This is a genomic window from Enterococcus sp. AZ163 (assembly GCF_050498925.1).
Taxonomy (GTDB): domain Bacteria; phylum Bacillota; class Bacilli; order Lactobacillales; family Enterococcaceae; genus Enterococcus_A; species Enterococcus_A ferrettii.
Genome location: NZ_JBIPAO010000001.1, coordinates 797,571 through 810,233, shown reverse-complemented (window position 1 = coordinate 810,233; position 12,663 = coordinate 797,571). Strand labels below are relative to the sequence as shown.

At 39.5% G+C, this 12,663-nt stretch carries 12 protein-coding genes; 9 read left to right on the top strand and 3 right to left on the bottom strand.

Annotation, left to right across the window (positions count from 1 at the left end):
* The first annotated feature begins 22 nt into the window (after positions 1-22).
* Positions 23-1,384, top strand: a complete 1,362-nt coding sequence (gene dnaB, locus IGI46_RS04070) for a replicative DNA helicase (RefSeq protein WP_429962206.1) — start codon at positions 23-25, stop codon at positions 1,382-1,384.
* A 24-nt stretch (positions 1,385-1,408) separates the two neighbouring features.
* Here the strand turns inward: dnaB and IGI46_RS04065 are convergent, their stop codons facing one another.
* The gene (locus IGI46_RS04065) at positions 1,409-1,990 is read right to left on the bottom strand and encodes an FUSC family protein (protein WP_207702387.1); all 582 of its coding nucleotides are present in this window, start codon (positions 1,988-1,990) and stop codon (positions 1,409-1,411) included.
* A gap of 192 nt (positions 1,991-2,182) precedes the next feature.
* On the opposite strand from IGI46_RS04065, the gene IGI46_RS04060 reads away from it, so the two are divergent.
* The gene (locus IGI46_RS04060) at positions 2,183-3,475 is read left to right on the top strand and encodes an adenylosuccinate synthase (RefSeq protein ID WP_429962204.1); all 1,293 of its coding nucleotides are present in this window, start codon (positions 2,183-2,185) and stop codon (positions 3,473-3,475) included.
* A gap of 71 nt (positions 3,476-3,546) precedes the next feature.
* Positions 3,547-4,413 carry a DegV family protein gene (locus IGI46_RS04055; protein WP_429972959.1) on the top strand — a complete coding sequence of 289 codons (867 nt, stop codon included), beginning with the start codon at positions 3,547-3,549 and terminating at the stop codon, positions 4,411-4,413.
* Positions 4,414-4,443: 30 nt separating this feature from the next.
* Here IGI46_RS04055 and IGI46_RS04050 read toward each other — a convergent pair whose 3' ends face one another.
* On the bottom strand, positions 4,444-5,352 hold the full coding sequence (locus IGI46_RS04050; RefSeq protein ID WP_429972958.1) for a LysR family transcriptional regulator: 909 nt from the start codon (positions 5,350-5,352) through the stop codon (positions 4,444-4,446).
* A 97-nt stretch (positions 5,353-5,449) separates the two neighbouring features.
* On the opposite strand from IGI46_RS04050, the gene IGI46_RS04045 reads away from it, so the two are divergent.
* On the top strand, positions 5,450-7,171 hold the full coding sequence (locus IGI46_RS04045) for a malolactic enzyme (RefSeq protein WP_429972957.1): 1,722 nt from the start codon (positions 5,450-5,452) through the stop codon (positions 7,169-7,171).
* 22 nt (positions 7,172-7,193) lie between these two features.
* Positions 7,194-8,159 carry an AEC family transporter gene (locus IGI46_RS04040; protein WP_429962201.1) on the top strand — a complete coding sequence of 322 codons (966 nt, stop codon included), beginning with the start codon at positions 7,194-7,196 and terminating at the stop codon, positions 8,157-8,159.
* A 36-nt stretch (positions 8,160-8,195) separates the two neighbouring features.
* Here the strand turns inward: IGI46_RS04040 and IGI46_RS04035 are convergent, their stop codons facing one another.
* Complete coding sequence (locus tag IGI46_RS04035; RefSeq protein ID WP_429962200.1) at positions 8,196-9,824, bottom strand: ABC-F family ATP-binding cassette domain-containing protein; 1,629 nt, start codon at positions 9,822-9,824, stop codon at positions 8,196-8,198.
* A gap of 139 nt (positions 9,825-9,963) precedes the next feature.
* On the opposite strand from IGI46_RS04035, the gene IGI46_RS04030 reads away from it, so the two are divergent.
* From IGI46_RS04030 to IGI46_RS04015, 4 genes are all read left to right on the top strand, one after another.
* Positions 9,964-10,341 (top strand): PTS sugar transporter subunit IIA, encoded by a 378-nt coding sequence (locus IGI46_RS04030; protein ID WP_207702380.1) that lies wholly within the window; start codon positions 9,964-9,966, stop codon positions 10,339-10,341.
* Positions 10,342-10,642: 301 nt separating this feature from the next.
* Positions 10,643-11,716, top strand: a complete 1,074-nt coding sequence (locus tag IGI46_RS04025; protein ID WP_429972956.1) for an alcohol dehydrogenase catalytic domain-containing protein — start codon at positions 10,643-10,645, stop codon at positions 11,714-11,716.
* A 24-nt stretch (positions 11,717-11,740) separates the two neighbouring features.
* Entirely contained in the window at positions 11,741-12,172 is a 432-nt protein-coding gene (locus tag IGI46_RS04020) for a PTS sugar transporter subunit IIA (protein ID WP_429962198.1), read from the top strand.
* A gap of 2 nt (positions 12,173-12,174) precedes the next feature.
* A complete protein-coding gene (locus IGI46_RS04015; RefSeq protein WP_429962197.1) occupies positions 12,175-12,648 on the top strand; it encodes a PTS sugar transporter subunit IIB in 474 nt (157 codons plus the stop codon).
* Positions 12,649-12,663: the final 15 nt, after the last annotated feature.

Sequence of the window (12,663 nt, the reverse complement as noted above, 5' to 3'; positions counted from 1 at the left end):
AAGAATTTTAGGAGCGAAAAACATGAGTGAAATGTTACAAGATCGGATCCCGCCACAAAGTGTTGAGGCAGAACAAGCAACATTAGGCTCGATATTTTTAGATACAGATGCATTAATTACTGCGATGGAATTTATACAACCAGAGGATTTCTATCGCCGTGGTCATCAGGTTATCTTCCAAACGATGATAAAATTGAACGACCGCAATGAAGCAATTGACGTAGTGACGGTCAAAGAGCTTTTGGAACAAGAGCATCTATTAGAAGATGCAGGTGGTTTAAGCTATTTGTCTGAATTGGCTTTAAGCGTACCAACGGCGGCTAACGTTGGCTATTATGCGAAGATTGTTGAAGAAAAATCTTTGTTGCGCAATTTAATTCAGGCCGCTACCAACATTGTTACTGAAGGTTTTGAACAGGGAGATGATGTTCAAAATATCTTAGATACCGCTGAGCGCAGTATTATGGAAGTTTCTGAGCGACGAAATAAGAGTGGTTTTTTGTCGATTGCTGAAGTGTTAAATACCGCAATCGAAAACATTGATCAGCTGGCCCGGAACGATGAAGAGATTACTGGAATTCCCACAGGTTATGCGGCATTAGATAAAATGACTGCTGGATTACAGGCAGAAGAACTAATTATCTTAGCGGCTCGCCCTGCGGTGGGTAAGACTGCCTTTGCTCTAAATATCGCCCAAAATATTGGTACGAAAACGGATCGTTCTGTTGCTATTTTCAGTTTGGAAATGGGAGCTGAGTCACTGGTTAATCGGATGCTTTGTGCAGAAGGGTCAATCGAAGCCAGTCATTTGCGAACGGGCCAATTATCAGAAGAAGAATGGCAAAATTTGATTGTAGCGATGGGCAGCTTGTCTCGAGCAAATATTTTTATTGATGATACACCAGGTATTAAGATATCGGAAATACGCGCGAAATGTCACAAGTTGGCAAAAGAGAAGGGGAACTTAGGATTAATTCTAATCGACTACCTGCAGCTGATTGAAGGAACTGGACGAGAAAATCGGCAACAAGAAGTTTCGGAAATTTCCCGACAATTGAAAAAGCTGGCCAAAGAATTGAAAGTACCAATCATTGCTTTATCACAGCTTTCCCGTGGTGTTGAGCAACGTCAAGATAAGCGACCAGTACTAAGTGATATCCGGGAATCTGGTTCGATTGAACAGGATGCGGATATTGTGGCTTTCCTGTATCGTGATGACTACTATGAACGTGAAGGTGACGAGGAAGAGGATATGAGCGCCAATCGTAATGTGATTGAGGTTATTATTGAAAAAAACCGGAGTGGAGCTCGTGGTACTGTGGAACTGCTGTTTATCAAAGAATACAATAAATTTTCGTCGCTTTCACCAAGAGATGAATTTTAAAGCACCTGTCGAAAAACAGGTGCTTTATTTTTTATGTTCTTCTAATTCGTTAGATAAATTATCCAATTCGGACTGCTTTTGTGAAAGGACTTTTTGATCTTCACGAATCATAGCTTTAATCTCTGATTTGGTTGGTTTAAAAAGAGTGTTAATCCCAACTGCTATCGTAGTGCCAATAAAGGTATCAATGATTCGACTGAGAGCAAAACCAAAGGATTCACCATAAGAAACGCTGAGTGAAATGAGTATAGTGGCTGATATGGCCGCAACTATTCCACTGTGCTCATGCAGCAACTCGCAAATCAGTACCACCAAAACAATGAAAAATGGCAGTAAAAAAATTTCGATATCGAAATTTGCATGATCAATTTCGGTAATAAAAAAATAGAGAAGAGCCATTCCCCCTCCAATTATATTACCAGCGATGGTGTTTCTTCCTGTTTTAATTGTAGCATGCAAATCGCTAGACATTAAAGGAGCCACTGCGGATAATGAGGCCACAATAGGAGCACCACGATCGCTAAAATGAAAGATAATAATACATAAGGCAACAGACACTGCAATTTTTACTGCTCGAATCAAGGTATATTTATGAATAGTTTTCATGGTTATCCTCCTCCACTATTATTGTGACAAGGTTAAGAAAAATTGGCAAGTAAAGCCCTTTATCTGGAAAAATGTTCGTGATTTGGCGATAAATAATAAAATAGAAATTTTAATATTCGAATTTACATTGAAAAATACCCCGTTTATTGGTACAATGGTTCAGGATTAAAAAAATTAAAACGAGGTGTTCAGATGTCATCTGTAGTAGTGGTAGGCACGCAATGGGGCGATGAAGGAAAAGGAAAGATTACTGATTTCTTAAGTGAAAATGCTGAAGTCATTGCTCGCTATCAAGGTGGAGACAACGCAGGACATACCATCAAATTTGATAATGAAACATACAAATTACACTTGATTCCTTCTGGTATTTTCTACAAAGAAAAAATTAGCGTAATCGGTAATGGTGTGGTAGTCAATCCAAAATCTTTGGTTGAGGAATTGGCTTATTTACATGAACGAGGAGTTACAACGGAAAATTTACGTATTTCTGACCGTGCTCATGTGATTTTGCCTTACCATATCAAGTTGGATCAATTGCAAGAGGATGCTAAGGGCGAGAATAAGATTGGTACAACCATTAAAGGTATCGGGCCAGCGTACATGGATAAAGCTGCTCGTGTGGGGATTCGAATCGCTGATCTTTTAGATAAAGAGATTTTTGAGGATCGCTTAACCATTAACTTAGAAGAGAAAAACCGCCAGTTTGTGAAAATGTTTGATTCTGAACCAATCGATTTTGATTCTATTTTTGAAGAGTACTATGAATATGGTCAACAAATTAAACAATATGTAACGGATACTTCGGTTATCCTGAATGATGCACTTGATCAAGGCAAACGCGTCCTTTTTGAAGGGGCACAAGGGGTTATGCTAGATATTGATCAAGGAACCTATCCATTTGTTACTTCATCTAATCCCGTGGCCGGTGGTGTAACCATAGGAAGCGGTGTTGGACCAGCAAAAATTGATAAAGTCGTGGGTGTATGCAAAGCTTATACTTCTCGTGTAGGTGATGGACCGTTCCCGACTGAATTATTTGACGAAGTTGGGGGACAAATCCGTGAGGTCGGCCGTGAGTACGGGACAACGACTGGACGACCTAGACGTGTCGGCTGGTTCGATTCAGTTGTTATGCGTCATTCGAAACGAGTTTCAGGAATTACTAATCTATCTTTGAATTCAATCGATGTTTTGAGCGGATTGGAAACTGTAAAGATTTGTACAGCATACGAACTGGATGGTGAATTAATTTATCATTATCCTGCAAGCTTGAAGGAATTGAATCGCTGCAAACCCGTCTATGAAGAGTTGCCAGGCTGGAGCGAAGATATTACAGGCTGCCGCGATTTGGCTGAATTGCCAGAGAACGCTCGCAATTATGTTCGTCGTGTTTCAGAATTAGTTGGTGTTCGTATTTCTACGTTCTCTGTGGGACCAGATCGTACACAAACCAATATTCTTGAGAGTGTTTGGGCGCAAATTTAAGGGTTCTATTGGAACAAACAACTAGTTATTTAGTATAATAAAACTTACTAAAGGTGTTAGGAGGATAAATAATGTATCAGATTCTAACCGATTCCTGTTGTGATGTTCCTTATAAGTTATTGAAGGAATTAAATGTTGATTTTATTTCAATGTATATTGATGTTAATGGACAAGAGATCGCTGATGACTTAGGTAAAAGTTTTGATATCAATGCCTTTTATCAGGAAATTGCAGAAGGTGCATTGCCTACAACCTCTCAGGTAAATGTAGGAAGGTATACTGAATTTTTTAAACAGTATGCACAGCAGAATATTCCAGTTTTGTATGTTTGCTTTTCATCAGGATTGAGCGGTTCTTATCAAAGTGCTCTACAGGCTGTTGAAATTGTTAAAGAAGATTTTCCTGAAGCTGAAATTCATGTGTTTGATTCCTTGGCTGCCAGTGGTGGTGAAGGTCTGATGGTATATGAAGCTGCTCAGAAGCAGCAGGAAGGCCTGTCTCTAGCAGAATTATTAGCTTGGCTTGAAAAAAATCGTCTGACTTATCAGCATTGGGTAACCGTAAATGATTTAAATCATTTACAACGGGGAGGAAGACTTTCCAAAACTAGTGCAGCAATTGGCGGCTTGATGAATATCAAACCAATTATTGACGTGGATACACAAGGCAAACTGCGAACGCTGGAAAAAATTCGAGGACGCAAAAAAGCTTTGCAGCACATTGCTGACAAAATTGTTGAGAATACAGGTACTCCCAATGAGCAGGTTATTTTCATCAATTCCAGTGGTGATTATGATAGTGCTAAGGAAGTGAAACGGCGAATTGAAGAGCAAATTCAGCCTAAAGCAATTGAAATTTTTCCATTGGGTCCAACAATTACCAGCCATACTGGTCTAGGGTGTATCGTTGCATTCACTAGAGGGCCGCTTCGACAATAGTTAATAACTTTGGCTTCACAAATGTCTTGATTACTCAAGAATTTGTGAAGCTTTTTCTACGTTTGAAAATTCGCGAACGATTCGGCTGATTTGATTGCGATAATTACTTTGCAGTAGATTGTCGCGTTGAACTAAAGAAATCAAAAAATCTGGCTGCGGCTGATCTTCAATCGGTATGCTAATTAAATGATCATCGGTATTAATCGCTAATTCAACTAAAAAACCAATTCCCACTTGTTCTCGGATCATCCCTTTCAGAATATTCAAATTACTGCTTTGGTAGATAATTTTTGGTTCAAAATGTGCTTGCTGACTGAATTTTTCAAAAGCGACTGGGTGGACATAGTGTTCATTCAATAGAACAAAAGACTCGTGTTCCAATTCGCTAAAGGCAACACTTTTGCGCTGAGCTAACGGATGCTCAGGACTAACGATAATTGTGAAATTCTTTTTAATCAGCAATTCGCTGTAAAGCTCGGGATCACGAATCGGTTCGGTGGAACCTAGCAGGGCCATGTCAATTTTTCCTCGTTTCAGCAACATATATAAATCCTTCGATCCGCCATCAATTAAATTCACATGTTCCATCAAATCATTTTTGAAGAGAAAGGATGAAAGCTTAGGAAAGTAATAATTGCCAATAATCGGCGGTAAACCAAATGCTACTGTTTCCTCTTTCAACCGATCAATTTCTCGAATCGCTACAGAGAGTTCCTTTAACATATTGCTGACATGTTTCGATAAAACCATTCCAGCTTTAGTAATGATTATGGAGCGGTGGGATTGATCTCGCAGGATTAATTCTGTACCTAGTTCCTTTTCTAATCGTTTAACGGCATAGGTGACTGTTGGCTGACTTACATGGAATGCTTTAGCAACTTTGGTAAAGCTTTTGTCATGGACTAAACGTTGGAAGTATTCTAAGTCTTTAAGATTCATCGTAAACTCCTTTAGTCATATAAATATTATTTATCATAATCCTAATTTTTGACTATGACAAGTCAGAGGGTGTACCTTGTTAATGTAATCAATAAAGATGCCGCTTCGAATCAGTCAATTCGTTTTTGAGCAAGAATTGAAACGACACAGGATACAAACTACAAGGAGGAATTCAGTTATGAAAGGGATCGAAATTTTAAACAACCCATTTTTGAATAAAGGAACGGCCTTTACCAAAGAAGAAAGAAAACAATATAGTCTAGAAGGTATGCTGCCTTCACAAGTTCAAACACTAGAACAACAATCTGTACAAGCATATGGCCAATATTTGAGCAAAACTACTGATCTTGAAAAACGTATTTTCTTGATGAATATTTTCAATACAAACCGTACCTTGTTCTACAAATTAATGAGTCAACACGTGGTTGAATTTATGCCAATTGTATATGATCCAACAGTGGCAGATTCAATTGAACAATACAATGAATTGTTTGTAGAACCTCAAGATGCTGCGTTCTTATCTATCGATGATCCAGAAGCAATTAAAGCAAGCTTGCAAAATGCAGCAGCTGGACGGGATATTCGTTTGATCGTTGCTACGGATGCAGAAGGTATTTTAGGTATTGGCGATTGGGGCGTTAACGGGGTTGACATCGCAATTGGTAAATTGATGGTCTATACTGCTGCTGCTGGGATTGACCCATCACAAGTATTGCCGGTATCAATTGATGCGGGTACTAATAACCAAGAATTAATTAATGATCCATTGTACCTAGGCAACCGCCATGAACGTGTAAGAGGCGACCGTTACTATGATTTCATTGATCAATTTGTGAATGCAACTCAAGAATTATTCCCTAAAGTATTGCTGCACTGGGAAGACTTCGGTCGTTCAAATGCTGCGAATATTTTGGAAAAATATGAAGATAAAATTACTACCTTCAACGATGATATCCAAGGAACAGGTATCGTGGTATTAGCCGGTGTGCTGGGTGCCTTGAATATTTCAGGTGAAGATTTAACTAAGCAAACCGTCATGACCTTTGGTGCTGGTACTGCGGGTGTGGGTATTGCGAACCAATTACTAGATGAAATGACTCGTCAGGGCTTATCAGAAGAAGAAGCTCGGAAACAATTCTACATGGTAGATAAACAAGGTGTTTTGTTTGAAGATACGGAAGAATTGACTAACGGACAAAAACCATTTACTCATCAACGTAGTGAATTTGCCAATGCAGATGAACTAACTAATTTAGCAGCAGCAGTTAAAGCTATCCATCCAACGATCATCATTGGAACCTCAACACAACCAGGTGCTTTTACTGAAGAAATCGTGAAAGAAATTGCGGCTCATACTGAACGCCCAATTATTTTCCCATTGTCTAACCCAACTAAATTGGCTGAAGCAACTGCAGAAGATTTGATTCATTGGACGGATGGTAAAGTCTTAGTTGGTACTGGTATCCCAGCAGCTGATGTAGAATACAACGGCGTAACTTACCAAATTGGTCAAGCCAACAATGCGTTAATGTATCCAGGCTTAGGACTTGGGATCATCGCTTCTACTGCATCTCGTTTAACCGGTGAAGTACTATCACAAGCTAGTCATGCGTTAGGTGGAATTGTTGATACGACAAAACTAGGCGCTGCAGTCTTGCCTCCAGTATCTAAGTTAACGGAGTTCTCACAAACAATTGCTGAAGTGGTAGGTCAAAGTATCTTGGATCAAAAATTAAATAAAGAAGAAATCAAAGACATTAAACAAGCAGTCGAAGACATGAAATGGTACCCAGAATACCACTCACTAGACGCTGAATAATCATTAAGAGGGGGAACCAAAGATGATCTTCTTTCAATCGATTCAAAGCGTTATTAGTATCATTCTGATGATTGCTTTGGGGTATATCTTGAAGGGCCAGGGATGGTTTGACGAAAAGTTTAGCGGAAGTATTTCATCCTTAATTACGAAGGTTGCTTTACCAGCTTCGATTTTCGTTTCAGTTTTGAAAAATTTGACAAAGGGAACATTGTTTCAATTGTCTGGTAGTTTGATTTATCCAGTGGGTGGCGTCGTGATTTCCTATATCATTGCTTATCTATTAGTGAAGATATTGAAGATTCGCCCCGGTCGACGCGGGATTTTTATGAATGCTGTGGTTAATGCCAATACAATCTTTATTGGTCTGCCATTAAACATTGCCTTGTTTGGTGACAAAGCGTTGCCTTACTTCCTGGTATACTATGTAACTAATACAGTATCTACTTGGGCTTTCGGAGTATTCCTAATCTCCAACGATGACCCAACTAAGGTAAAAGGAGAAAACAAAGCCAAGTTAAATTGGAAAAAATTGTTGCCACCGCCATTACTTGGTTTTATTGTTGCCATCATCTTCTTGTTAGTGGGGATTCCAGTACCAACATTTGTTAATTCTACGTTGACTTATGTGGGGAGTATCGTGACACCATTGTCATTGATCTATATTGGGATTGTATTGTATGATGCTGGACTAAAAAGTATTCGCTTCGACCGCGATACTGTGGTAGCTTTACTGGGTCGGTTTGTCTTATCACCAGCAATTTTGATTGGGTTATTGGTTGTCGGTCAAAATGTTTTCGGTGCAAACTTAAATCCATTATTGCAACAAACCTTAATCGTTCAATCGGCTACTCCAATGCTAGCTGTTTTGCCTATCTTGGCTAATGAAGCTCATGGTGACGTTAAATACGCAACCAACTTGGTTACGACAAGTACGCTTCTTTTCGTGATTGTCGTACCAATCTTGATGCAGATTGTACAATTTATTTAACACAAAAAAGGAAAGCTCAAGGCGAGCTTTCCTTTTTTAGTTACCTGTAAACAGGTGTTTTAATTTTTCTTGTACATCTTTGTTTTCCAAGAATTCGTCGTAAGTAGTTTCGCTGCGATCAACTACGCCGTTCTCAGAAATAGCAATGATGCGATTAGCAATTGTTTGAATAAATTGATGGTCATGAGAGGCAAACAGCATTGCACCCTTATAAGCGACCAAGCCTTCATTTAAAGCTGAAATAGATTCCAAGTCTAAATGATTAGTAGGATCATCTAAAACTAAGACGTTGGCTTTAGACAGCATCAGTTTAGACAGCATACAACGAACCTTCTCGCCACCGGAAAGTACATTGACAGGTTTCATTACTTCGTCACCTGAAAACAGCATACGGCCTAGGAAACTGCGCAGGAAGGTATTGTCATCTTCTTCTTTGCTAGCATATTGACGCAACCAATCTAAAATCGGTAATTCACTGTCAAATTCTTTGCTGGTGTCTTTTGGCAGGTAAGCCTGACTGGTAGTGACACCCCAGCGAACCGTACCGGTATCCGGCTTCAGATCACCCATAATTACGCGGAATAAAGTAGTCGTAACAATGTCGTTTTCGGCAATGAAGGCTACTTTGTCTTCGCGATTTAAGATGAAAGAGATATCATCTAGTATTTTCTTGCCATCAATCGTTACACTAACGTTTTCCACCTGCAGCAGGTCGTTTCCGATTTCGCGATCCGGTTTGAATTGCACGAATGGGTAACGGCGAGAAGAAGGCTGAATATCATCCAAAGTGATTTTATCCAACATTTTCTTCCGGGAAGTTGCTTGCTTAGATTTTGATGCATTCGCACTAAAACGGGCAATAAAGTCTTGCAGCTCTTTGATCTTTTCTTCTTTTTTAGCATTTGAGTCAGATTTTAGCCTAGAAGCCAATTGACTGGATTCCAACCAGAAATCATAATTGCCGACATACAGTTTAATTTTTCCAAAATCCAGATCGGCCATATGCGTACACACTTTGTTTAAGAAGTGGCGGTCATGGGAAACAACGATCACGGTATTGTCAAAATTAATCAGGAACTCTTCCAGCCAGTTAATTGATTGGATGTCCAAGCCGTTGGTAGGCTCATCTAACAGCAATACATCTGGTTTGCCGAAGAGTGATTGGGCCAACAGGACTTTAATTTTTTGGCCGGCAGTTAATTCACTCATTTTTTGCTGATGCAGTTCTTCCGGAATATTCAGTCCCTGGAGCAATACTGCAGCTTCAGGTTCTGCTTCCCAGCCACCTAGCTCAGCAAATTCACCTTCTAGTTCAGCTGCTCGGATACCATCTTCATCTGAAAAATCTTCCTTCATATAGACAGCATCTTTTTCTTTCATTACTTGATACAAACGTTCGTGGCCCATAATGACTGTTTCAATGACTGGAACATCTTCATAGTCAAAGTGATTTTGCTTTAACACAGCTAAGCGCTCGTTAGGGCCTAGAATGATTGAACCAGTGGACGGTTGGATTTCACCAGACAAAATCTTTAAGAAGGTCGATTTGCCGGCACCGTTCGCACCGATCAATCCGTAACAGTTGCCAGGGGTAAATTTAATATTTACGTCATCAAATAGTTTACGGTCAGAAAAATGTAAACTAACATCACTTACAGTAATCAATAGTATTCCTCGCTTTTCTTTATTGGCGTAAGCCTCTTTTGCATTATAACGAGGGGTTAAGGAAGTTTCAAGTTAATAACTGTTAATTTACTTGTGTTTTAAAATACGTTAGACTTAGATGGGAAGGAGTGAGGGTGAAATGATTGGGATAATTGTCGTTGCGCATGATCATTTAGCAGAAGGTTTGGTAGAGACAGCACAAGCAATTATGGGACAACAACAGTACGTAGATACCATCGCTGTGGAGGCTCAAGCAAAAAATCTCCAAGAGGTGTTTAATTATAAAGCGAAACAAATGCTAAAGGAAGTCGATGAAATTGTTTGGCTGGTGGACATCTTTGGTGGTACACCATTTCGCCATTCAAGCCAATGTGTTGTCAACAATGAGAACCAGCATTTAGTAACCGGTATGAATCTCCCCATGCTGCTGCAGGCGTTAACTAATCGAAATCTGCCAGCTAAAATTCTGACTAAGCAGTTAGAAGATGAAAGTAAGGAAGCAATTCGACGGATGTAAAAGCTTTGGCTGTTCGCCAAGGCTTTTTTGCTGCATATAATCAAAAAAACATGCATTTATTTTTCTATAAAGGAAAAGTAAAAGGCATGTTTTTTTATAGAAGTAAAAGGCTGATAAAAAAGAAAATACGCCCTAACTATTCGATCACTACTGATTATTAAAATTGCTTATTCGAGCATAAAAGAGTATATAGATAGAAAAAATAAAATAAATAGCGTTTACAAGCTCGTTATCGCGTGATATACTCATTTACGAGTAGAAATGAGTTTTATATCGTGCTCGAATATGAGGAGGTCGAACGATGACTGTGTTGCTTGAATCGAGAGTCTTAAGTTTAGTCAAGCCTGAAGTGATTGAAGAGGTTACGAAGGAAAGAGAAGTGAAAAAGGGCTGGGTGGCAATTGAGCCGACCTACGCTAGTATCTGCCATGCGGATTTGAGATATTTTGCCGGCTTGCGGCGACCAGAGGCATTAGCTAAGAAATTGCCAATGGCTTTATTGCATGAAGGAATTGGTGTGGTAAAGGAATCAGGTTCACCAGATTTCAAAAAAGGTGATCGGGTTGTGGTAGTGCCGAATATTCCTGGTACAGTTCTTCATTCAGAAGTGAAACAAAAAGCGAATGTTCCGCCAAACTATTCTAAAGGTAATGCTTTTTTAGGCAGCGGCTATGATGGAATGGCTCAAAGTATCTTAGTTCACCCAGCAGAGTGTCTGGTTCGGATACCTGATGAAATTCCAGCAGAAATTGCTGTGCTCTCTGAATTATCTTCTGTTTCTCACCACGCAATTAGTCATGTGAAGGACAAGTTGGTAAAAGAGGACACTCGAGTTGCCCTATTTGGAGATGGCCCCGTGGGTTACTTCACAGCGGTTATGTTGAGATATTTATATTGTGTTAAAGCAGATCGTTTCATGGTGTTTGGTGCTGCGGAAGATAAGCTGGCAAACTTTGATTTTGCCCGAACAGCCAATGTTTTAACCTATGATTTTGAGAACGAGCCAGAGAAATTTGATGTGGTGATTGAGTGTACCGGGGGGCGTTTTAGTGAGAGTGCCATTAATCAGGCGATTATGATTGCTGATTCGTTAGCAGATATCATTATTATGGGTGTAACCGAGGAATTGGTTCCGATTAATACCCGTGACATTTTAGAAAAAGGAATTACTATTCATGGCAGTAGTCGTTCATCAACGGTAGATTTTGCGGCGGTAGTTGAAGGCATGAGAAATGCGGACTATCGGGAAGCCTTGCGAAAAATTTTACCACAAAAAATTAAAGAGGTTTCTAATGGTGAGGATTTCCGCCAGTTGATGGAGAAATTTGTTGAAAATCCAGGATGGAATAAGACAGTCATGCATTTTAATTGGTAGACATAAAAAGAAAGGCGGGAAACGATGGCAGGAATTCTATTAGTCACACATGGAGAAATGGCCAACGGTATTATGGACAGTCTGTCACTCATCATGGGTGAACAGGAAAATTATTTGACCATGGGCTTAAAGCATGGCGATGACATTGGCGAATTCAACGAACAAATTCAAAAGGGAATTGTTCAATTAGATCAAGGCAATGGGGTACTAGTACTGGTGGATCTTTTTTCTGCCAGTCCATATAATCAGGCAGCGATGTGTTACAGTCAGCTGCAAGGAGCACATCAATATCGCTTGATTTCTGGTGTGAATCTGCCCATGGTGGTGGAGGCTTTCAATCAGCGCTTGATTGGTTCAGATCTGGAAACGATGTACCAAGCAGCGATGCAAACGGGACAAGAGGGCATCAAAGAGTTTTTTGAAGAAATGGAAAAAATCAATCAGAGGAGCGTTTAAAAATGGGAGAAATTGTATTAGCAAGAATCGATGATCGTTTAATTCATGGACAGGTAATGACGGCCTGGCTGCAGTTTACCGGCGGCAATCATATTGTGATCGTAGATGATGCCACAGCAGGCGATGAATTTACGAAATCAATTATGTCGATGGCTGTTCCAAACGGCATCAAGCTATCTATTTTAGGAATTGCTGACGGATCAGCATTATTAAAGAATGTTCCAGATAATGAAAAAATTATTATTTTAGCTAAAGAGCCACAAACGTATTTACAACTTATCGAAAATGGTGTGGAGCTGAATGAAGTTATTATCGGCGGTATGGGTGCTAGAAAAGACCGCAAAAGCTTCTACAAAAATATTTCAGCTACTGAAGAAGAAAAAGAAACCTTTAGAAAAATCGTTGCAAACGGTGTCAAAATGAAAATTCATGTAATTCCAGATCAAGGTTCACAAGCAATTGATAATCTATTATAAGAAGGAAGTGGAAAA